This window comes from Enterococcus avium ATCC 14025 (assembly GCF_000406965.1).
Lineage (GTDB): Bacteria > Bacillota > Bacilli > Lactobacillales > Enterococcaceae > Enterococcus_A > Enterococcus_A avium.
This window is the reverse complement of sequence record NZ_KE136357.1, coordinates 907,898-930,113: the sequence shown is the minus strand read 5'-3', so window position 1 is coordinate 930,113 and position 22,216 is coordinate 907,898. Positions and strand designations below refer to the sequence as shown.

The 22,216-nt window shown below is 37.9% G+C and carries 23 protein-coding genes; 15 read left to right on the top strand and 8 right to left on the bottom strand.

What is annotated here, in order from left to right:
* Positions 1–17 precede the first annotated feature (17 nt).
* Complete coding sequence (locus OMU_RS04365) at positions 18–830, bottom strand: Cof-type HAD-IIB family hydrolase (RefSeq protein WP_016178757.1); 813 nt, start codon at positions 828–830, stop codon at positions 18–20.
* A 295-nt stretch (positions 831–1,125) separates the two neighbouring features.
* Between OMU_RS04365 and OMU_RS04360 the strand changes: the two genes are divergently transcribed.
* Genes OMU_RS04360 through OMU_RS23325 form a run of 3 tightly spaced genes read left to right on the top strand, consistent with a single transcriptional unit; the run spans position 1,126 to position 3,079 of the window.
* Positions 1,126–1,980 carry a glycosyltransferase family 8 protein gene (locus tag OMU_RS04360; protein ID WP_016178756.1) on the top strand — a complete coding sequence of 285 codons (855 nt, stop codon included), beginning with the start codon at positions 1,126–1,128 and terminating at the stop codon, positions 1,978–1,980.
* Positions 1,977–2,858, top strand: coding sequence for a glycosyltransferase family 8 protein (locus tag OMU_RS04355; protein WP_016178755.1), 882 nt, complete (start codon positions 1,977–1,979; stop codon positions 2,856–2,858). The genes OMU_RS04360 and OMU_RS04355 overlap by 4 nt, the downstream gene beginning before the upstream one ends.
* Before the next feature lie 44 nt (positions 2,859–2,902).
* On the top strand, positions 2,903–3,079 hold the full coding sequence (locus OMU_RS23325) for a hypothetical protein (protein ID WP_016178754.1): 177 nt from the start codon (positions 2,903–2,905) through the stop codon (positions 3,077–3,079).
* A 264-nt stretch (positions 3,080–3,343) separates the two neighbouring features.
* Here OMU_RS23325 and OMU_RS04350 read toward each other — a convergent pair whose 3' ends face one another.
* From OMU_RS04350 to OMU_RS04340, 4 genes are all read right to left on the bottom strand, one after another.
* Complete coding sequence (locus OMU_RS04350; RefSeq protein ID WP_034875983.1) at positions 3,344–4,072, bottom strand: winged helix-turn-helix domain-containing protein; 729 nt, start codon at positions 4,070–4,072, stop codon at positions 3,344–3,346.
* A 50-nt stretch (positions 4,073–4,122) separates the two neighbouring features.
* Complete coding sequence (locus OMU_RS23670; protein WP_256596814.1) at positions 4,123–4,404, bottom strand: N-acetyltransferase; 282 nt, start codon at positions 4,402–4,404, stop codon at positions 4,123–4,125.
* A gap of 202 nt (positions 4,405–4,606) precedes the next feature.
* The gene (gene dcuC / locus OMU_RS04345; protein ID WP_016178752.1) at positions 4,607–6,013 is read right to left on the bottom strand and encodes a C4-dicarboxylate transporter DcuC; all 1,407 of its coding nucleotides are present in this window, start codon (positions 6,011–6,013) and stop codon (positions 4,607–4,609) included.
* Between the two features lie 18 nt (positions 6,014–6,031).
* On the bottom strand, positions 6,032–6,955 hold the full coding sequence (locus OMU_RS04340) for a nucleoside hydrolase (RefSeq protein ID WP_016178751.1): 924 nt from the start codon (positions 6,953–6,955) through the stop codon (positions 6,032–6,034).
* Positions 6,956–7,240: 285 nt separating this feature from the next.
* Between OMU_RS04340 and OMU_RS04335 the strand changes: the two genes are divergently transcribed.
* Complete coding sequence (locus OMU_RS04335; protein ID WP_227132071.1) at positions 7,241–8,140, top strand: DUF6544 family protein; 900 nt, start codon at positions 7,241–7,243, stop codon at positions 8,138–8,140.
* Positions 8,141–8,206: 66 nt separating this feature from the next.
* Here the strand turns inward: OMU_RS04335 and OMU_RS04330 are convergent, their stop codons facing one another.
* On the bottom strand, positions 8,207–9,136 hold the full coding sequence (locus tag OMU_RS04330) for a helix-turn-helix transcriptional regulator (protein WP_016178749.1): 930 nt from the start codon (positions 9,134–9,136) through the stop codon (positions 8,207–8,209).
* A gap of 113 nt (positions 9,137–9,249) precedes the next feature.
* Here OMU_RS04330 and OMU_RS04325 point away from each other — a divergent pair, with 113 nt between their 5' ends.
* Entirely contained in the window at positions 9,250–9,882 is a 633-nt protein-coding gene (locus OMU_RS04325) for a type 1 glutamine amidotransferase family protein (protein WP_016178748.1), read from the top strand.
* 51 nt (positions 9,883–9,933) lie between these two features.
* Here OMU_RS04325 and OMU_RS04320 read toward each other — a convergent pair whose 3' ends face one another.
* Positions 9,934–10,344 (bottom strand): YjdF family protein, encoded by a 411-nt coding sequence (locus OMU_RS04320; RefSeq protein WP_016178747.1) that lies wholly within the window; start codon positions 10,342–10,344, stop codon positions 9,934–9,936.
* A gap of 538 nt (positions 10,345–10,882) precedes the next feature.
* On the opposite strand from OMU_RS04320, the gene OMU_RS04315 reads away from it, so the two are divergent.
* The 7 genes from OMU_RS04315 (at position 10,883) to OMU_RS04285 (ending at position 17,394) form a co-directional block, all read left to right on the top strand.
* Complete coding sequence (locus tag OMU_RS04315; protein ID WP_016178746.1) at positions 10,883–12,310, top strand: glycoside hydrolase family 1 protein; 1,428 nt, start codon at positions 10,883–10,885, stop codon at positions 12,308–12,310.
* Positions 12,311–12,324: 14 nt separating this feature from the next.
* Positions 12,325–12,639 (top strand): PTS sugar transporter subunit IIB, encoded by a 315-nt coding sequence (locus OMU_RS04310; RefSeq protein ID WP_016178745.1) that lies wholly within the window; start codon positions 12,325–12,327, stop codon positions 12,637–12,639.
* Between the two features lie 12 nt (positions 12,640–12,651).
* Positions 12,652–12,963: a PTS lactose/cellobiose transporter subunit IIA gene (locus tag OMU_RS04305; protein ID WP_016178744.1), complete on the top strand. Its 312-nt coding sequence runs from the start codon at positions 12,652–12,654 to the stop codon at positions 12,961–12,963.
* A gap of 304 nt (positions 12,964–13,267) precedes the next feature.
* Positions 13,268–13,978, top strand: a complete 711-nt coding sequence (locus OMU_RS04300; RefSeq protein ID WP_016178743.1) for a GntR family transcriptional regulator — start codon at positions 13,268–13,270, stop codon at positions 13,976–13,978.
* A gap of 254 nt (positions 13,979–14,232) precedes the next feature.
* Positions 14,233–15,498, top strand: coding sequence for a PTS cellobiose transporter subunit IIC (gene celB, locus OMU_RS04295; protein WP_016178742.1), 1,266 nt, complete (start codon positions 14,233–14,235; stop codon positions 15,496–15,498).
* Between the two features lie 61 nt (positions 15,499–15,559).
* The gene (locus OMU_RS04290) at positions 15,560–16,423 is read left to right on the top strand and encodes an ROK family protein (protein WP_016178741.1); all 864 of its coding nucleotides are present in this window, start codon (positions 15,560–15,562) and stop codon (positions 16,421–16,423) included.
* 209 nt (positions 16,424–16,632) lie between these two features.
* Entirely contained in the window at positions 16,633–17,394 is a 762-nt protein-coding gene (locus OMU_RS04285; protein WP_016178740.1) for a tyrosine-protein phosphatase, read from the top strand.
* A gap of 19 nt (positions 17,395–17,413) precedes the next feature.
* On the opposite strand, the gene OMU_RS04280 is transcribed toward OMU_RS04285, so the two are convergent.
* Complete coding sequence (locus OMU_RS04280; RefSeq protein ID WP_016178739.1) at positions 17,414–18,952, bottom strand: AcpB/EbpR/MafR family transcriptional regulator; 1,539 nt, start codon at positions 18,950–18,952, stop codon at positions 17,414–17,416.
* A gap of 278 nt (positions 18,953–19,230) precedes the next feature.
* On the opposite strand from OMU_RS04280, the gene OMU_RS04275 reads away from it, so the two are divergent.
* Genes OMU_RS04275 through OMU_RS04265 form a run of 3 tightly spaced genes read left to right on the top strand, consistent with a single transcriptional unit; the run spans position 19,231 to position 22,211 of the window.
* A complete protein-coding gene (locus tag OMU_RS04275) occupies positions 19,231–20,478 on the top strand; it encodes an O-antigen ligase family protein (protein WP_016178738.1) in 1,248 nt (415 codons plus the stop codon).
* Positions 20,475–21,512, top strand: coding sequence for a glycosyltransferase family 4 protein (locus OMU_RS04270; protein WP_016178737.1), 1,038 nt, complete (start codon positions 20,475–20,477; stop codon positions 21,510–21,512). Before OMU_RS04275 ends, OMU_RS04270 begins: the two co-directional genes overlap by 4 nt.
* 15 nt (positions 21,513–21,527) lie before the next feature.
* Positions 21,528–22,211 (top strand): YveK family protein, encoded by a 684-nt coding sequence (locus OMU_RS04265; protein ID WP_016178736.1) that lies wholly within the window; start codon positions 21,528–21,530, stop codon positions 22,209–22,211.
* Positions 22,212–22,216: the final 5 nt, after the last annotated feature.

The following is a 22,216-nucleotide window of genomic DNA, read 5'->3' as shown; positions in this document are numbered from 1 at the left end:
CTTTCGTATGCATATTTTTAAGCTAGATATTCCTTTAAAACAAAGGCAACGCCGGAATCTTGATTTGACTTGGTCAGCTTATCTGCGACTTTTTTTACGGCAGGAGCCGCATTTTCCATCGCGATACTATTTCCGCTGATTTCCAACATTTCTAGATCATTTTCTTGATCACCAAAGGCAATAACCTCTGAGAGCTCCATGGATAAATAATTCGTTAAAAATTTCAGAGCCGCACCTTTATTAACCCCATCAGCCATCACTTCTAACCAATACTTATCAGAGTAAGAACTATTGATCTGTTTCATTTCTAATTGCGAGCGTAGTTTGACCAATTTACTCGTGTCACTATCTGTAAAGGCCAATTTGAAATAGCTGATCGCCTCTTTATCGATTTGTTCCCACAAATCTTCTGCTTTTGATTCCTTTAAGTTAAATTGTGCGTAATAGGGACTGTTGACTTCATTTTTATCCTGTGCAAATGAAATGCGATCATCTTGCGTCGCACGACTAGCGACGACGGTCACACCAGATTTCATGGCAAGAGAGAGGGCTGTTTTTACAGTTTCGGGAATAATTGTATAATTTTTCAATACCTCTTTAATTTCTCCCTGTTCAATTCGTGCTACATACGCACCATTAGAAGCTAAAGTGTAGCCGCTCAAATTTAATTGTGCAAATACTTCCTTGGCAGACTGAATCGATCGGCCTGTAGCCAAGGCGACTGTTCCCCCTTGCTGATCGAATTTTTTTAATGCCCAGGCATTTTCTTCAGGGACATGTCCTTCTTTGTTTAGTAAGGTGCCATCAAGATCTACTGCTACCAATTTCATCTATATCCGTCCTTTTTTAATCATTTAACTTAAGAGTAGACTAATTTTCTGAAAATGAACAATTAAACGCTCAGGAGTTCTCAATTGATTAATAAAAACAATAATTATAATAAAAACTTTAGGAAAAATTAATAATTAGAAAATTAGGCTAAATACTAGGGTTTTAAGTGACTTTTTGAATAAATGATAGGGGTATCAAAGCATAAATTTTGCTTAATCCATCTAATAGGTCTAATCTGAATTTTGTAAACAATGTTATTAATAGAACAAAATATTAGATAGGAGTGAAGATTTTATGATCTCGAAAATCGAGGAAATTCCCGTGGTCACAGCTGCTGATGAAAATTATGCTCCTTATCTGAGTGTAATGATTTCAACCTTACTCGAAAATACTTCAAGAAAAACACCCATTCGTTTCTTTGTTATTGATGATGACTTATCCGTTTCTAGTAAAGAAAAATTGATTCAAACAGTACACAAGTTTTCTGATGTAGCTGTTATTCAATTTGTGAAGGTGGATGAAAAAGTCTACGAAGATTTCTTGGTAAGCGACCATATTACGACGACCGCTTATTTTAGAATCTCCATGCCAAAGCTTTTGGCGAAAAAAAATTATCGAAAAATTCTATATATTGATTCAGATACCTTCGTCCTTGATGATGTACAAAAGCTTTATGAACAAAGTTTAGAAGGAAAAACAATCGGCGCGATTATTGATCCTGGTCAGACGGAAGCATTAGAACGTTTAGGGATTGACTCAGACGATTATTACTTCAATTCTGGTGTAATGGTGATTGATGTTGATCAATGGAACCAACAGCAGATCACTGAAAAGACCATTGACTATTTAAAAAATCATGGAGATAAAATCATTTACCATGACCAAGATGCTTTGAATGCTGTTTTATATGAAAATTGGCATCCATTCCATCCTCGCTGGAATATGCAAAGCTCGCTGATTTTTGATAAGCATCCAGCACCAACGCTGGAGTATAAGCAAGCTTATGAAGCAGGACGAAAAAATCCAGCGGTCGTTCATTTTACTGGGCATGATAAACCTTGGAACACCTTGGAGGGTCATCCTTATCAAGACGAGTATATGGATTACTTGAACAAAAGTATTTTTATGAAGACGGTGAATGTAAAATGAAAAATAACAAAATAACAATCGTATCAAGCTGCAATGATGCCTTTGCGGAGCATGTATCGGCACTTTTCGTTTCAGTTTTAGAAAATACAGATCGTTCAACGAAGCTTTTTGATTTTTATGTGATCGACGATGAGATTAGTATTGCTAATAAACGCTTGATGCGTGAAACACTCAAAGAATATGATGCAATGCTGCACTTCTTGACCATCGATAAAAAATACTTTTCAGATGCGGTGGAAAGTGAACGGATTCCGGAAACTGCCTATTATCGAATTGCTATTCCAGAATTATTCAGCGACCAAAACCTTGAGCGAATTCTCTACTTAGATTGTGATATGATCGCTTTAGGTGATATCTCAGAACTTTGGGAGATTGATTTGTCTGATTATACATTGGCAGCGGTGGAAGATGCAGGATTTCATCATCGCTTAGAAAAAATGGACATTGCTTGCAGTTCAACGAAGTATTTTAATTCAGGCTTTATGCTGATCAATATGGAAAAATGGCTTACTGGCAATGTGACGAAGCGAGTAATGCAGTTTATCCATGATAATCCTGAAAAACTAAAATTTCATGACCAAGACGCCTTGAATGCAATCTTACATGACCAATGGCTGCAGCTTCATCCAAAATGGAATGCCCAGAGCTATATCATGAAGCGTGAGGTGGAGCATCCAGATCCTGAAGGTGAAAAGGAATATTTCGAGACCCGCAGAGATCCTAAAATTATTCATTATTCAGGACATGTGAAACCCTGGAGCCCAGAGTTTACCTCATCATTGAAGAAATACTACGAAGAATACGAAGAGTTGACTGCCTTCACTGACGAAGAAGAAGTTTCTGCAGCAAAAGCATCTTCAACTAGGAAGCTTGGCTAATGCGGTGAACTGCACAAACGAAATCAAAAGGAGGGGAAATCACGATGGTAAACGTATTTAAAAATACTTGGGATCGCCCCAAAAATCATTCTCGATACCATAAATCAAACAAAAAGAATGCAGCAAAAAAAGACAGCGCGGTTCGATCCTTGCTCTTTAAAATTCTATCCGTGTTCGTCATTGGTTTTCTTACTAAGAAAATCAAGGAACGAAAAAAATAACCAATAAGTATAACCTGAAGGCCATAAGAGATTTTCATTTCTCTTAAGGCTTTTTTGTTTATTCCCGTGATTTTGTGGGTCTGTGCTTGATTTGCGGTTCGATTAGCTCCGCCATAATATGATGAAGCTGTTCCTTTTGGAAATCATCGTTTTATTAAGCAACAATTCTAAAAATAGTTCAATTCAACAAGTCGAAAAAAGACTGAAAATAGCTCTTTTTACGGAGTATTTTCAGTCTTTTAAAATTATAATGTGATTTCTGTATTAATGATTCGTTTGATACCTAACCAATGAAGTTCTAAAGAAGCTTTCTGCGATGTAATATTTGTTTTGTGCTAAAACTTTCCCATTCGTTGCATATAAATCTTCAGTCATTAAAACTAGCTTTTCGTTCTCTGCGAAATTTCGTCTAAAACTATCAGGTTTTCTGGAAGAGATACTAATGGTTAGCTTTGAATTAGCCACTTCACGATAAATATCTTTTTCTAGAAATTGAATGATTTGATTTTTATCATCTAGATTAAAGCCAAATTTTTCGATTGTTTCAGGTAATAGAATTGAAAAAATATTTGCTATGTTCGAGTTATCAATTTTATACCAGACATTTAATGTGTAGTAGGAGATATCTTTAACTTCAAACAATTTATCAGTAAAAACACTACTGGGATTTTTAAAATAATACGCGTCTTTCTCTGAAATTTGCTCAATTGGTATCGTCAAGCTATCTAACACTGGACAACCTAACGTACGGATACCTTGATCATTTTTTTGTTTATCAGAAAAATTAACAAAATGACCTTGTCCGTGAATACTACTAATTACACCATCCTCTTTTAATAGGGATAAAGCGGTTCTTAAGGTCACACGACTTACATTGAAATCATTGGTTAACTTTTCCTCTGAAGGCAATTTTGAACCAGGTGCAAACTGTGACCGCTTGATCATTGACAAAATTTGGTTATAAACTTGAACATACTTTGGCGTACGATGCATCTCCATCACCATTCCTCATAAATAAATATAATTGCATTGTATCATAATCTTTATTTACAGTTACTGATTGGATAGACATATTCAATAAAAGTACCGAATTGTTCACGTCCAGCCATTTCATATTTTCTACAAGGAATAAAATTCAAACTTGTTACTAAATTTTTGATAGGGATATTTGAAGTATTCGTACTAATTTTTATTTGTGTTATTTCGCTCTCGTTTTCTTCTTTTTGGAGAATATCTTTCAAAATAAACCGTGCCAATCCATTTCTTTGATGAGAGGAGCTTACTACTAAACGTTGAATAAACGTAGTGCCGGCAACTCTAGAAATGGTAACACAAGCATCAAAATGTTCTCCGTAAATCCATAATTACTGATGCTCAATATCCTGAAGGATTACATTCCTATTAGGATAGGAGTCATCCCATTGCGTAATACCAGCTGCAGTCATTTGCCTTTTTCCATCATTAATGAGTGCTAGGATATTCTGATAATCACTAAATTGAGCGATTCTTTTACTATAGAACATTTATCTATTGAAATAAAATAAGCGATAACACTAAGGATAGAACGACCCCGAAAATCATCGGAACTGAGGTTCTTCGGACGATTTGCATAGGTGAAAGTTTCGTTGTTCCTGCAGCAATCAGGATAACAGCTGCAACTGGTGAAACTGCTCGTAGCAGGTTACCCGAAAGTTGCATTGGAATAGATAAAGCAACGGGATCGATTCCAGCAGCCTTAGAAAGTGGAATCATTAACGGGATCATTGCGAATAAGAGGGCTGTTCCACTACCGCTTAATAAGACAATCACTGCTGTAAAGGCAACCATGATAACTGGTAACAGGATTCCAGCACCGCTGATATTCTCCATGGCCTTTTGAACAAGTTCGATGATACCAATTGAGGTGAGGCCTTGAACAAAGACTTGCGCTGCCACTAACAGTGCAACGATACTCATAACACCACCCATACCTTCAAAGAAGAAGCTAGTTTCTTTTAAGACAGAATTTACAGAACGATGCGTAGTAAATTCAACTAACACGGCAATCATAAAGCTGATTAAACTGACAACCTGTACGCTGATGTTTAAAGAGGTCCCCAAAAGAATATTTGCTACAAATACGAAGAGTAACAAAATAATCGGTAATAACGGTAAGGTACCGTATATAAATGCTTTAGCACCAGAATAGGTTGATGTAATCGTCATGTTTGTTTCTGGAGAACCATTTGCTGTAAGTTCTTCTTCATAAGTCAATATTTCTTTTTCCTTGATGTCTTCATGCTTTTGCCAAAAATAATGAACAACAGCAATTGCTAATAAGGTAGGAATTGAAACAATAGCATGACTCCTAAAAACATAGTCTGTAACGTTTACATTTAATAACGAAGCGATTGCAACATTATCAGAACCTAGTGGTGTTGGTACGATCGTTGCAGAGGTACCGATTATCGCTGCAGCACTCAAACGTGACATACCCGCTGTTCGTAAAACAGGGTATAGCGTCGCTAATAGAATTATTGCCAAATTTGAGGCACTGGGTATAACCAAGGATAGTAAATTTCCAATCAAAAAAACAATTGGGATTAAAATATAAATTGATTTGATTTTCGAAATAGGTTTCGTCAGCGCTTGAACGGTTACTTTGTTTGCGCCGATGTGATTCATGTAGGCACTGTAGCCCCCTAAAATTAGAATGACAAAACCAGGACCGACTAAAGTATTTGTAAACTGGTCGACAATTACTTGAAAAGGATCAAGTAAAAGAGCTCCAGTAGTCTCGCTAACTTCTAGTTTTCTTCCCATCAATAAAGCAACGTACATCAAAATTACACCTAAGATCAGTAAGGTCATTTTTATATCATTTTTCTTTAGAAGCATATACACTAAAATACCAACTGCCAATATGCCGACAACACAAGTTAATAAAACATCCATATTATATCAACCACACTTTCATTTTATAGTTTTAGCAATAGAATGAATAAACCACTCTTCAAATTGCTTTGGATCAACGCTGATTGCTACTTCAGCATTAGCAGGTAATTTTAAGTAACCTTTTAAATCAATTAAGGAAGCACCAGCAGTCAAAGGACTGGTAGTTTCTATTTCGATTCTAGTTGAAACGATTTCAAACATTTTTGGATTTAGGATCAGACCTACTGCTAGAGCATCATACATACTTAATCCAGTCGCAAAACTTCCTCCACGATATTTTGAGAATAATTGATAGAACATATCGCCAATTTTCCCAAGCTGTTTGATCTTTTCAGAGATTTCAGGCATTACTTTTGCTTGTCTTCCGACTTCCATTGGTGCTACTTGGATAGGAAGACCGCTGTCAAAAACAATTTTTGCTGCTTCTGGGTCTGCAGCAAAATTGAACTCCGATAATACACCGTAATTTCCTCTTCCTAAACTACCGCCCATTACTACGATTTGTTCTATTCTCTCAAGATCTTGCGGATATAGATGGATAAATAGGGCAATATCAGTCAATGGACCAATTCCAATTAAGGTGGTCTTGTTTTCTTCTTGATTAATAATTTTATGCATAGCTGCAACCGCAGTTAGAGAATGATCCGCAAAAACTGTTGGTTCGGGAAAAGAGTACCCATCCATACCTGATTTTCCGTGAACATTACTGGCATTAATGGATTTTCTCAAAAGAGGTTGTTGGCTACCTAATACAACTTGAGGTTCTTTTTTATACAACGTAAGCAATTTTTCGGTATTCGCTTTTGTGTTTTCCAAACTAACATTTCCAAAAATTGGACAAATCAACTTTACATCCAATTCTTCACTGAATAGCGCTAAAGCAATGGCTACTGCGTCATCAATTCCCGGATCTGTACTGATAATTACTGGTTTTTTATTCATATCATGCTCTCTTTCTTAATGTAGTGAAACGTTTCCAAAAAGAATAATACAACATAGTATCTTTTAAGTCAACGTTGTATTAAAAAGAATTTGTTTTAAATTTAAAGAGAACGGTAGCTCTCTGGAAATGAGTAAAGGAAAACACTTTTGATTTTCATGAATAACAATATCCGATTGATGAAATTAAAGATTGTTGTTAAATAAGCCTTTGGGCGGATGGCAGGCATTGTGATTTCATGTATAGTGAGAAGTAGGAACGAACTATTTATGAAAGGAAGAATGACCATGATACTTGTATGGGGATTAATGATCGTTTTAGCGATAGTTATTATTTATCTGATTATCCCAGGTGGTCCTGCTTGGAAGAAGTATCTTGCGGATATCGCGTCTTCTTTTCAACAGGAAAACGATATTTCTTTGCAGCCATCGGTCATTACCGAAGAAGCTATCGCTGAGTTGCCACAGCTGCTAAGGAAATATTTAAAAAAGAATGGCTATATTAATCAACCAATGATGCGCAATATGTATATTCAATTTGAAAATACGAAGTTTCGAATGGAGGCAGGGAAAAAAACGATTCCGATCGATTTTTGTCAGGTGAACTTTGTTGATCGACCAGACCGCTATGCTTTTTTAACGGCACACATGTTTGGCTTGCCGGTTCATGTGAGAGACAGTGTTCAGGATGGCAAGGGATCAATGATCGGCGTGCTGGCGAAACATTTTCAATTGTTTCATTCCACTGGTCCAGAAATGGATCAAAGCCAATTGATTACGGCACTGGCTGATGCGGTCTTCATGCCGAGTTTATTTTTACAGGAGTACATAAGCTGGAGAACGATTGATTATCAGACGGTTGAAGGAACAATCAGCTGGAATGGCGTTAGCGCTAAAGGGCGATTTACCTTTGATGATTCGGGAGATATTGTTCGTTTTGACACGGATGAGCGCTATATGGACGAAAACGGCAAGGGAACCTCCTTAGTTCCTTGGTTTGTTCTATACGAAAACTATCAGAGCGATGAAAAGTATCGCCGGCCAGGCTGTGTCAGTGTAAACTGGCAGCTATCTCAAGGTATAGACAACTATTTTGTTAGTGATCGCATTAAAGTACAGTATTCGATTGAGGCATCAGAGATTTATAAAGAAAGGGCGTCAAAGGTTTTGCCAAGCAGAATCTCTTGATTAGATTAAGAGGAAACAAATAGGAGTGCTCCGATATTTTTCGCAAATATCAGAGCACTCCTATTTTTAATTATATAAAGCAGCAATCTCTTTGATTCTGCGCTTCATTTCAGCGCGGATTTGTGGCGGCTCGAGGCATTCGCAGTTATTTCCAAAACTAAAAAGGATATTATAGTAGTAATCATTTTCAACAAAAGGGAAATCTACGATGTAGTGGCTATCACCATCAGGTTTAAAATTTTCGAACGTGCAATAATCCAGCACCATATCCATAACCGAGCGGTGAATGCGAATTTTGATCGTGGTTTGTACCGTATCTAAATAATCTGCAAAATCTAGCTGCGGTTTTTGATACTCCCGTGGGACAAAGTGTTCTTCTTTCATTTGCAACTTGGTCATACGATTAACTTTGAATAGACGAAAATCATTTCTAGCCAAACAATATCCCTGCACATACCATTGACTATTTTTTAGAACAAGCTGATAAGGCTCAATCGTTCTCTCAGAGCTTCTGCCATGTTGATTTGAATAATTAAAAGCGAGCAGCCGGTTTTCCTGTAATGCGACTTTGATTGTTTCGACGTAGTGCTGAATGCTCCGATTTCCTATCCATGGACTTAAATCAACGTTGAACTGATCGATCTTTGATTCAATATCCTTCGCTCGATCAGCAGGAATAAAACTTTTGACCTTTGCAAGAGCGCTTGCTAGTTCTTTTCCCTGCAACATGTTGGAGAATCCCGAAAGGCTTGTCAAAATAGTGGAGAGATCGGTAGAGGAGAAGACTTTTTTATCCATTTTGTAATTTTCCATAATCTCAAAGCCGCCGCCTACTCCGGATGTTGAACGGATGGGAATTCCTGCCATGTTGAGAGTATCAATGTCGCGGTAGATCGTTCGCGGAGAAACTTCGAATTTTTCCGCCAGCTCTTTAGCGCTGATTCGCTTTTTATCTAGCAAGAGCATCGTAATGCTTAGTAATCTATCCACCTTCAAAGATTTTACCTCTTTTCAAAATTTTCTTATTGTTAGTTTAGATTGTTGCCATATAGTTGTCAACAATTGCCTTGTATACTAAAGCTATAGAAAGTTATTGGAGGCGGAAATTTATGAGTACAATTTATGTTTATGTGATGGATACGTTAGCTGACTGGGAATTAGGATACGTGACAGCAGAGCTGAATTCGGGTCGGTTTTTCAAAGAAGGAGCACCAAAGGTAACGTTAAAAACAGTTAGTCATTCTAAAGAACCAGTCACGACGATGGGCGGAATGAGGATCGTACCTGATTGTGTGATTGCTGACATCGAGGTAGCAGAAGCAAATGTCTTATTATTACCTGGTTCAAATACATGGAACGATCAAAAACATTTCGCAATTATCGAGAAAGCCAGCGAGTTTCTTTCAATCGGTGCTATGGTGGGAGCCATCTGCGGAGCAACAGCTGCACTTGCAAATTTTGGGTTATTGGATGAGCGTCCTCATACGAGTAATGGACCAGGCTTTCTGGAAATGGTCGCTCCTAGTTATAAAGGACAAAGCCACTATCTAGATGAGCCTTCTGTGGTAGGGGACAATCTGATTACTGCTAGTTCAACTGGCGGATTACTGTGGGCAAGACAAATAATCGAGCATTTAGAAGTCTTTGAAGCTACTACACTGGATGCGTGGTATAACTATTTCAATACTGGTGAGACGGAACAGTTCTTTGCTTTGATGCAATCATTGCCAGCAAATCAATAAATCACTTAACAAGAAACAGCCCAAATCTGACTAGATTTGGGCTGCTTCTTGTTAATGTCCTTTGTGCTTCTCGCGTTTTTTGGCTTGCTTTTGTTGAAACCGTTTGTCAGCATACTCAGCTTTTTTTCGGCGCTTTTGCGATTTATTCGCCGCTTTTGCCTGCTCACGGATTTCATTCATCGCAATCTGGGCTTTGGTTGAAACAACGGGCTGCCGCTTTTCGCGATTGATCAAACGTTGCATCCGTTTGGGACTGAGTTTCTTTTCAGCTGTTTTTTTCTGAGTAGCAACAACGCCCGTTTGCTTCAATAGATGTGGCAAACGTTTGGTCACAAATTCCCACACATCCGCATCCTTTGGTTCGGGACCAAAAACATGCCGGATTGCTTGGTAATGGCCATTGTCTTCAACTTCTACTAAGCCGCACCAAAAACTGCCATCGAAGTAAATCGTCAACTTCATGATGACACCTCCCTCTTGAAATGATTTCAAGCAATGGACAACCCGGGAGGGCAGGTTACTGACATTTTCATGCGGCGGACTACCAACCGCCATGTGTTTTTATGCTTAATTTAAGTGTACTAGGTTTGGAGCGAAAAGCAACAGGTGTGATAAATAAACAATGCATTAAATTTCCAAACGAGTCTGATCGGAAGAAAATGGCTAAAAGCGTTAGTGTCGAACACTGCAAAACTAAGCCTTTCCTGAGTTCTAATTGTTTTTTCGTTGATAAAGCGGAATTTTATGTAAATATCTGAATTTTAAAAATTAAAAGTATAGACATTTAAATATATAGTATATATAATATAATTAAGAAAGATGCTGAGAAGTATTGATGCAGGTAAGATATGAATGATTTTTGGGATCATTGAGAAAAGGAATGTAACCGAAATCATTTGAAATTATCGAGCATTTCATTGTTTCTAGTAAACTGAATAATCGCGCAGGTATTATTGGCGGATTGGCATTAGCAAGGAAAATACCAGGAGGAGAATAAGCGATGCAGATTAAATTTCCAAGTAATTTTTGGTGGGGTGCTGCAACATCAGGTCCCCAATCAGAGGGGCGGTTCAATAAAGAGCACGCCAACATGTTTGATTATTGGTATGATATTGAGCCAGAAGCTTTTTACGATCAAATAGGGCCAAATGTGGCGTCAAATTTTTACAATGATTTCAAGAAAGACATTCGTTTAATGAAGGAGATCGGTTTGAATTCGGTACGTACATCGATTCAGTGGACGCGACTGATTGATGATTTTGAAACCGCTACGTTGAATGAAGATAATGTTCGATTCTATAATGACGTCATTGATGAACTTATCAAAAACGGCATTAAACCAGTTATCAATTTGCATCACTTTGATTTGCCGGTGGCGCTTTATCACAAATATGGCGGGTGGGAGTCTAAGCATGTTGTTGAATTATTCGCTAAGTTCGCCGAACAGTGCTTCAAGCTGTTTGGGGATCGTGTCACGGATTGGTTTACGTTTAACGAGCCAATGGTGGTGGCCGAAGGAGAATACCTGCATCAATTCCATTATCCGAATCTTGTGGATGGGAAGAAGGCGGTGCAGGTGGCTTATAACATTCAATTGGCTTCAGCCAAGGCGATTGCTTGCTTTAAAAAAGTCAATCCAAATCCAGCGGGGCGCATTGGGATTATTTTGAATTTAACCCCTGCTTATCCTGCCAGTCAGAAGGAATCAGATTTGGCAGCGGCCGAATTTGCTGATTTATGGTTGAATCAATTGTATATGAACGCTTCAACATTAGGTGAATTTCCAGCAGCCTTGACAGAAAGATTGGCAGCTGATGGTGTGCTTTGGGAGACTAGCAGTGAGGAGCTTCAACTGATTAAGGACAACACAATCGATTATTTAGGTGTGAATTTTTACCATCCACATCGTGTAAAAGCACCAGAGGTTTCACCGGATAGCTTGGCGGTAGATTGGCTTCCTGAAAAATATTTTGAAGAGTATCAAATGCCAGGCAGACGGATGAACGTGGACAAGGGATGGGAAATTTATCCGAAAGCGGTCTATGATATTGCCATTAATATTCGTGACAATTACAATAATATCGAATGGTTTGTGTCAGAAAATGGGATGGGCGTTTCCCGGGAGGAACGTTACCTGAATGAACAAGGAATGATCGAGGATGATTATCGTATTCAGTTCATTCAAGAACACCTGTATTGGCTGCACAAGGGAATGGAAGAAGGCTCTAATTGCTTCGGATATCATTTATGGACACCGATCGATTGCTGGTCTTGGAAAAATGCGTACCGTAATCGCTATGGATTTATCTCCACGGATATTCGCACACAAAAGAAAACCATCAAAAAATCGGGCTATTGGATAAAAGAAGTTGCTGCCGCAAATAAAGTAGAAATAGCAGATCAATTAATTGCTAAATTAAATAAATAGGAGGATCAAGACAGATGAAAACAATTATGCTAGTTTGTTCAGCAGGAATGAGTACGAGTTTGTTAGTGACGAAGATGGAGGCCGCTGCGAAAGAGGAGAATTTTGATGCGGAGATCTTCGCGGTTTCGTCGACAGAAGCCAATAATACTTTGGCAGAGAAAAATGTAGACGTTTTATTATTAGGACCACAAGTTCGTTTCATGCAAAAGCAATATGAGGATAAGCTTGCTGATAAAGGTATTCCGGTAGCAGTCATTAATATGGCTGATTATGGGATGATGAATGGTCAAAAGGTCTTGCAGGAAGCCAAAAGATTGATGAATCAATAGGGAGGCTGTACGATGGATCAACAAAATTTAGAAGCGATTATGGGACTGATTATTCATTCCGGAAATGCGAAAAGCGATGCGATGGAAGCGATTCGAGCGGCTAAACGTTCGAATTTTGCTGAATCTGAAGCGAAAATTTCGGCGGCGGAAAATGCTTTGGTAGAAGCTCATCACGCACAAACAGGATTGCTTACGCAGGAAGCACAAGGAAACAATATGGAAATTTCACTCTTAGCGGTTCACAGTCAAGATCATTTGATGACCTCGATTGCATTTACTGATTTGGCTAAGGAAATCGTTGATCTCTACAAACGAATTGATTAAAACAGGAAGAGGAGCTGTGACAAAAGACTTGTCATAGCTCCTTTTTCCGAATAAACGGTGTTCCAGAAGTAGCTTCTTCTACGCAAGCTTCGCATACAGTTACTGCTAAGTTTCACTAAGCAGAACTAGCATTCGGAAATAAGCCGAAATTTCTTAAAACTGATCACTTCTGTCACAACTTTTTTTTTCGTGTAAAAGTATGAATCTATATAAAGTAAGTTTCATACTATTCTTAATAATTAGTATAGACCAAGTCGAAGGGGCTGGGCTATAATGATAGAGACAACAAAAGGAGGTCATTTCAGTGAAAAAATATATTCATATATCAAATGATCTAAAAAATAAAATCATCGATGGCACCTTTAAAGCGAATGAGAAGCTGCCTTCAGAAAAAGAGCTGGGGCTTGAATACGATGCAAGTAAGATGACCGTTAAGCAGGCGCTGGATATTCTGGTATCAGAAGGATTAATCATTAAAAGACGAGGTTCGGGAACCTTCATTAAAGATTTATCAGACACAGAATTAAAACGAATCTCAATCACCAATCAGTTCCGCGGAAAAACGGCAGAGTATCCGCAAAATGAAGTAACCAGTAAGGTCCTAAATTTTTCAGTCGTTCAACCAGATGAAAAGATTCAAGAAAAGCTGAATATTTCAGAAGATGATTTCGTTTATTTCATTCATCGAGTGCGCTATGTTGATGGTGTTCCCTATGCTATCGAAGTCACCTACATGCCGATTAATCTGATCATGAATCTAAAGCCTACACATGTTAAGCACTCGATTTATGATTATATTGAAAATGGGTTGGGGTTGGTTATTCAAAGCGCTCATCGAATCATCACCGTCAGAGGGGCAACAAAAGAAGAGGCCGAGGAATTACACATGCAGGCCAACGAGCCTGTGGGTGTGGCAGAACAAGTTGGGTATTTATCGAACGGGGCTGCTTTTGAGTATTCTACCACCACTCATCATTATGATCACTTTAAAGCAGAAATGGTTTTAACAAAGTAGAAAACAGAATATAAAGCGTTACAAACCGGTTATTTCGCGTGTTTGTAGCGTTTTTTTTTGCTGATATTTCGCTTTTTTGAAGCTACTGCGGCGGTAAAAATCTTTCAATAATATGGATTCCATAAATTGTGCAAATAGTACTGTCTACCATTCTGATTAATATATACTTTTGAATATAAATATGTAGACTTATATAGGTAAGCGTGATATTATAGGGATGTAATCGATTACTAAAAAATAAGAGGTGACGAAGAATGAATGGTTTTATGGATAAACTAAGTGAAAAAATCATGCCTTTAGCAAACTGGTTAGGCGACAATCGGTACTTAATGGTTTTGCGCGACTCTTTTATGTTGGCGTTTCCATTGACGATGTTTGGTTCCATTATTGTAGTTATTAACAATTTACCCTTTTTCAATGATGATACAAAAGGAATGCTGTCTAATTTATTAGGAAATGGACAGAATGCGACAATGAGTATCATGACGGTTTTTGTTACATTCGGTATCGGCTATTATTTATCTCAATCCTATGATGTGGAAGGTATTTTTGGCGGAGCGGTGGCCTTTTCAAGCTTCTTGATCCTGACTCCTTTCTTTATGAGTACGGAATCTGGTGAAACTGTTAGTGGTGTGTTGAGTCTCGACAGACTTGGGGCAAAAGGGATGTTTTTAGGAATGATCGCGGCTTTTGTAGCGGCTGAAATTTATTGCCGTGTAACAAAACGTGGTTGGCAGATCAGAATGCCGGATGGCGTTCCACCTGCAGTAACAAAATCCTTTGCGGCTATGATTCCTGCAATTCTGACATTAACAGTCTTTTTAGTAATCAATGCTGTCATGGTCGGAGCATTTAATGCCAATCTGCATGATGTCATTTATGATGTGATTCAAAAGCCGTTGACTGGATTAGGCAGCAGTCTGCCAGCAACGCTTGTATCCATTTTCTTCATTCAATTTCTATGGTTCTTTGGTCTGCATGGACAGATTATTGTCAATTCAGTAATGGACCCGATTTGGAACACCTTGATGTTAGACAACCTAGAAGCTTATAAAGCAGGAGAGTCGTTACCCCATATTGTTACGAAACCATTTATGGAAACGTTCACTGTTGGTCTGGGTGGATCGGGAATGACGTTAGCAGTGGTGATTATCTTAGCTTTTCTAATGAAGAAAAAGCAATATACAGATATTGGGCGCTTGGCTTTAGGTCCGGGAATCTTTAATGTAAATGAACCGGTTATCTTTGGTTTACCGATTGTTTTGAATGCGACGATCCTCATTCCATGGGTCCTTGCTCCAATCGTTGTGACTACTTTGAACTATTTAGTGATGGCAGCTGGAATCGTTCCTGCGCCAACAGGTGTTTCTGTTCCGTGGACTGTTCCGATTATTGCCAGCGGTGTCTTAGCGACGAACTCTTGGTTAGGCGGCTTGCTGCAGGTGATCGACTTCCTGATTGTGGGAATGATCTGGTTGCCGTTCCTGCGAGCATTAGATAAACAACCGGATATGATTTAATCAATTTTTGAAAAGTATGAGCCAAGTGCTCATGCTTTTTTTCTGAAGGAGCAGATGAAGAATGAATCTTTTTGTTATTGATATTGGAGGCTCGACAATCAAGTATGCCACCTGGGATGGCGAGCAGTTAGACGCGAAAAAAAGTTTGCCTACACCGAATTCTTGGAAAGCGATGAAGGAGCAGTTCATTGCGGAGATAAAAAGCTCAACACTTGAATTTTCAGGAGTCGCGATCAGTTCTCCTGGTTCAGTTGATACACAAGCGGGAATCATTTATGGATTGAGTGCGATTGAGTATATTCATCGTTTTGAAATCAAAAAAGAGCTGGAGCAGCTTTTCGGCTTGCCCGTCTCGATTAAAAGTGATGCTAATTGTGCGGCACTGGCCGAAGTTTGGAAGGGCCATGCAGCCGAGGTAGCCAACAGTGCTTTTCTTATCATTGGTTCAGGCGTAGGTGGAGCTATTGTTTTAGATAGAAAACTATATGCAGGACCGCATTTATTTGGCGGTGAATTTGGTTATATGATCTTAAATGAAAAACACCAAACATTCAGCGAGTTAGTCAGCCCTGTTAATTTGGCAAAAAATTATTCGATTGAAAAAGCAGATGGGAAGAGCTACGATGCGGTCCATGTATTTGATGCAGTTCAAGAGGTATTAGCTAAAAAATATGTCGATCAGTTTTATGCGAACCTAGCGATCGGAGCTTATAATGTACTGGTCAGTTTGGATGTCGATCGGTTATTGATCGGTGGTGGCATTTCAAGAAGACCAGGTGTTGTGGAACGTCTTCGAAATGAAATTGATGCATTGCTGGAAACTAAAAGAGCGCAAGATCAGACTGCAGAAATAATGAGCTGCAAATATTTAGCGGATGCTAATCTCATTGGTGCGGTGTATCAATTTATGACAGAATTTAGCTGAAGGTTGAAAAAGTAAAAGGAAAAAAATTATTCGAGGAGAGGTTCGTTTTTCAAGGTTACATTTACAATAGATAAGTTCATTCAGATGGGATGGTTGGCAATCTTTTGTGACTATCGAAATCACTGATTGTCAAAAAATGAACGATTTTTGATGGGTCATTGTTTAAGGCTTTTGGTAAAATCGAACAAAAGCAGTTTGGAGTGGTTGGCATGATCGATTTACACTGTCATATTCTTCCAGGAGTAGATGATGGGCCTGAAAATCTTGAGGAGAGCATCGCTATGGCGCATGCTGCCGTTAAACAGGGAATCACGCACATTTTGTGCACGCCCCATCATAACAATGGCCGTTACACCAATCCGGCTCCTAAGGTAATTTCAGCGGTTAAGAGTTTGCAGCGAGAATTGAATCAAAGAGGGATTGAATTGACGCTTTTTGAAGGCCAAGAGATTCGCTTGACTGGAAATTTACTAAAAGAGATTCAACAGCAGCAGCTACTATTTACCGATTTAGATGACCAATACCTATTAATCGAGTTTCCTACTATTGAGGTTCCTGCATATACAGATGCACTTTTTTTTCAGTTAATTGATCGAGGCTATACTCCTGTAATTGTACATCCTGAGCGTAATGCTGTTTTTTCCAAAGATCCGAACCGGTTATTGCCCTATCTGGAAATGGGGGCCTTGACCCAAGTGACCGCGCCAAGTATTGTCGGTTTCTTTGGTCCAAAGGTTCAAAAGGCAGCCAAGACAATGCTGACTAAACGGTTAGCCTTTATGGTTGCCTCGGATGCTCATAGCATGCAGCAGCGTGGGTTTTATTTAAAGGAGGCCTATCAAGAAATTGAGAAAACTTTTGGAATAGATCGGGTAAAAGAGATGGAGCAAATGACTAAGGATTTACTAAATGGAGATCCTGTCGTGCGTCCGGATTATCAAAAGGTGAAGCATTTTTCTTTTTTTAAATAGCTTAAAAGGCTTGTATCTTTCAAAAAGATACAAGCCTTTTCTGCTGATTTTTGACGGTGAATAGCTCGTTTAATTTTGTATCCAGAGTATAAAAATCAAGTTTTGTCGGTTTTCTTGGAATGACGATATTTGGAATGGTAGGCTGATCTACTAAAATTGTTTTTCTTGTTGAAAGTAACAGATCAAGGGAATTTCTTTTACGAAGACAGTCATGATGGGTGTAAATTTCCATTTTAAATCTTCCGAGATATTCATTCTTGATCATCTTTATCAGATGTTGTTCTTCTAAATTTGTTAAATCCGTTGCTAAAAAAATTTGTAAAGGCTCTTCTACTTTTTGAATAGGAGTAATCGTTTCAAATAATAATGGATAAATGGACAATAGATAATCTGTTTCTCTAAACAACGGAAAATTTGTCTTTTTTTGTAATAAAGCAATCAATTCGCGTGCCCGTTCTTTTAAATGAGGAGAAATGGTTTCGTTGTTGTGCAAATAAGAATCCTGCGAATAGCAATCGGAGGACTCCTTATTTTGAAATAATTGGCAATACAAATGTGTGCTATAGAGGCTTTTTTCGACCGTTTTTAGATCGTCTTTAGAAATAAAGAATTTTTGCTGATCAAACCAAAGATTCTTGAAGGCTTCAACAGACTGAAACAATTGTGTGTTGCGTTCATAGTGGAATTCGATGAATTCTTTTCTAATGTATGTATTGTTAAGTACCTCATCAATTGTAAAAACGTATAAAAATAGAAAGCCTATTTCATCCTGCCGATGGAGTTCCTTAGGCAAAACATCTCTCAACTCATCGAAAAAACGATCAAATAATTCATTTTTCTCAATATTTTCCCACAGCTCCCTCGTTAAGTGAACATGCTTTTCCTTCTTAGCTCGTTCAATACACACCGCAATCATGCAAAACAGCTTCTTATACTCAAAATCCGATAGACATAAATGAAAAAAGTTAATTACGTAATCGATGATTTTTTCGGTAACTAGCTTGGTTGTACTTCCGTAGTGCCAACTGCCTCTGCTGTATGAAGACAATAACAAGGAGAGACTTAGATTACGAATATGAATTTCATTTCCAATCAATTCCAACGAACGACGTTCAATAGAAATTCCTCTTGGGACTAATTTTTTTCGGAATTTATTGATCATGCGCCACAAGGAGGACTCACTTACATAATACTGATGCGAAAACTGGATGATTGAAGGCATTTTTGAAAAAAAGATTTTCATAATCAGCTGATAGTTGATCGTTCGTTCAATCATTCGAAAAATCAAATCCTCCAAGGCTGGTTCAAAATCATAATATAAAAAATAGCCTTTTTTATTGTGATTTTTTAAAGCGATTTCTTTTTTTGAAGCAAAGGAATCAATGTCCTCTTCGATAAATGTAAGGTATTTCAACATGGTACGTTGATTGATTTCTAATTGTGAGGACAATTCATCGATGGATAGCCATGTTTTGCTTTCCTTTAATAAGCAAATAATCTCTATCTTTATGAACGTTTCCTTGTCAAATAGATCAGCGAATTGATGGTTTAGAAACATCTTTGTGTAGGCACCTTCTTCTAATAATTTATAAAAAATAGTTAATCAATCAGAAAGAAATATCGTGATTGCCAAATAAATAGACTTTTGTAATGTTAATATTTCGTTTTATTAATTCATAATTATTATTTTATACTCTCGTTCAAAAATCTACCAACCAAAATTTGAATTAAAATTAACAAAAAAAGACGTTTCGATAAATGTGCCTTAGATTAATATTAGTTATATTTAATTTTTATGCTAAAACATTATTTAAATTTTAATAGAGGAGTGATTTGTTGAGTGATCGCATGAAGATTCATTTTTTTTTGTTACTAATCTTGATTTTTCCTTTAGTGGATATTTTCAATGGAGTCTTCATATCTTATGGAAATCCGATGCCTTTAGGGACCGCCTATCGAATCTTTTTCATCGCATACATTTTCTACGGTGTATTAACAAAAGGAATAAAGCAAACAGATGATTATGTATTGCTTCTGATAACTCTTTTTTCATTAACGATCATCTGTATCATTCAGGCCTTCTTTTTCAATACAGGCTTCACTTTGTTGGTAGAAGAACTGTCATACGTTATTCGGTTTTATTTATGCTTGCTGATTCCTTTTTTTGCTAAGCAGTTTAGAAATTATTTATCTGTAAACAAGTTAGCTAGATTAACAATTCTTTTGGATGTTTTTTTGATTGGCGGATTACTGATTCCTTACGTACTTGGATTAGGAAATAGTACCTACGATGATGCAGCAGGCTTTAAAGGCTTCTACTTCGCTACGAATGACATTGCTTATGCTTTTTTAATCATGCTTTTTTTTGTTGGCTGGTTTCTTATTCAACAGAAGCGGCGAATCATTCCGGCAGGCTTCTTAATAGGACTTTATTTTCTTAATATGTACTGTCTATTAATTTTAGGAACAAAATCTGGATTGATGACAGGCGTGCTCTATTCGCTTTTTTTGATTGGGCATTTTTTATTTCGTCATCGCAGTCAGTCGTTGTATGAGCAATTTATTATTTTTGAATTTTTACTTGCTTTGCTCTTCTTTCTTGTGATGAAGGGAAAGGAATTTCTACTAAATTCCTTGTCTAGTGTAATTGCACGCTTTACTTATTTCCGCACGCTTTATCAAGACGATTGGCCGAGGCTGCTGCTGAGCTCCAGAAACGTCTATTTGAAGGATGCCGTCGCGAATTTTTCTAAATTACCTAAGAATCAATATGTTTTCTGGTTTGGTTATGGTTTTGAGAATCGGTGGAATTGGTATGGCCGAAAGGGCGGATTAATTGAAATGGATTTTTTCGATATGTTTTTTTCTTATGGGATTGTCGGAACGATCGTCTTGATAGCTGTGATGGCTTATTTTCTGAGGGTAGCGGCTTATCAAGGATTTAATAAATTTTGTATTTTCTTACTTATATTTACGATTGTATACAGTTTCTTGGTTGGACACGTCCTTTTTTCAGCATTGTCAGCGACGGTGTTTGGATTTACTTGCATGTTCATCCAAGTAATTAAAGAGGAGCAGCTATGAAAAGAATCATTATGGTGGGACCGAAGAGTACTGGAAAGGGTGGAATTTCAACAGTAATCAAAAACTTTATTGATTATTTTCCCAATAATCAGAAATATCAGATTCGTTATTTTTTTTCATGGAATGAAAAGGGCAAGCTTTTCTATGCTTTTCGCGCCTTTTGCCAACTCTTTAAGGCTACTCATACTCGTGAAGTAGCGATTGTTCATTTCCATGTGTCTCAAGATGCAAGCTTTTATCGAAAAGCTTTATTAATAAAAGCAATAAAAAAAGGAACAAAAATCATTTTTCATATGCATGCACCAAATTTTGAAGCGTTCTATAACGACGCGGCTAAATTTGAGCAACGTTACATTTGTAAGGTACTAGATCGTGTCAATCTTATAGTCGCCTTAGGTGATGACTGGAAGGAATACTACCAGACGCTGACGAAAACGAAAGTAATCGTCGTAAATAACGCTGTTTTTGTTCCTCAGGAAAATAGCTATCAAGCTAGTTCCACAAATGTACTTACCTTTGGACGGATCTGTGAACGAAAAGGGAGCCAGGACATTTTGTTACTTGCTAAGCGAATTCAAAGGAAAATGCCAGAGCTCCGATTTCATCTGTACGGGGACACGGATGACACAACTTCGAAGATTATTGATCGAATGAAGCGGCTGAACTGTGAAAATGTCGAATTACACGGTTGGACAACGAATCAGGAGGAACTGTTGAAGGATTGCGGCTTACATCTTTTGCCGTCTTATCATGAAGGCATTCCGATGGCGATTTTAGAAACAATGGGATGCGGTATTCCCAATATGGCCACAAATGTTGGAGGAATCGGCCAGGTGATAAACCATCAAGAGAATGGTTTTCTTGTGACGCCTGGCGACATCGATCAAATGGAGCAAGCAATTATCAGCTTTTTCTCTAATTTGGAAAAGCGTAAACGATTTTCTATCAATGCGAAACAGACGATTCATCAACACTATTCCTTGGAGGCCTATCTTTCGACTTGGATATGTGTATATGACTCACTAGCTGATTAAGGGAAGGAGCTATTCATGTATTCATTCAACGATTTCATACATGTTCTCTGGTCGCGAAAAAAAATGATCGTGATTCTGACACTGTGTTTTATGGGAATAGGCTGTGCAGGCTTCGTATTTATGAAGGGATTTCAGTACACGAATCAGGTGTCCTTTCTGTTACCCGCGACAGAGACCGCTAAAGAAGATGAAGGCGAGGATGAGCTGGAGGTGGAAAATCAAGTGATTTCCAGCAATATCAAGCTGATTGAGACATACAAAGAAATGATAAAAAGTGATTCTCTTTTACAAGCAATTCAGGAGGACTATCCACAGCAAAGTAAACAACAATTGTTAGATAGTTTGACGGTCTCTAACAGCATCAATTCACAAATTTTTACGGTCTCTATCACGACAAAAAGCCCAGAACAGAGTAATGAAATTGCCATGAGCTTAAGTGAAAAATTTCCACAAATAGTAAAACAGAGCAGTTTGCCTCGAGACGTGTTTTTACTTTCAGCAGAAACGGCCGAAACAGTGAGAACACCTGGCTTTTCCAAGCTGCTGATAGGCGCCTGGTTTGCGAGCTTCATGCTTAGCACCTCGTGCAGCTTTGCTTGGACTTATTTATATGAAAGAAAATACCTGAGATCTCCGGAAGCGGCTCAGCTTCTGATTGAGACAGAGAATATTGGCATAGTTGATTTCTATGAATTATAAAATTT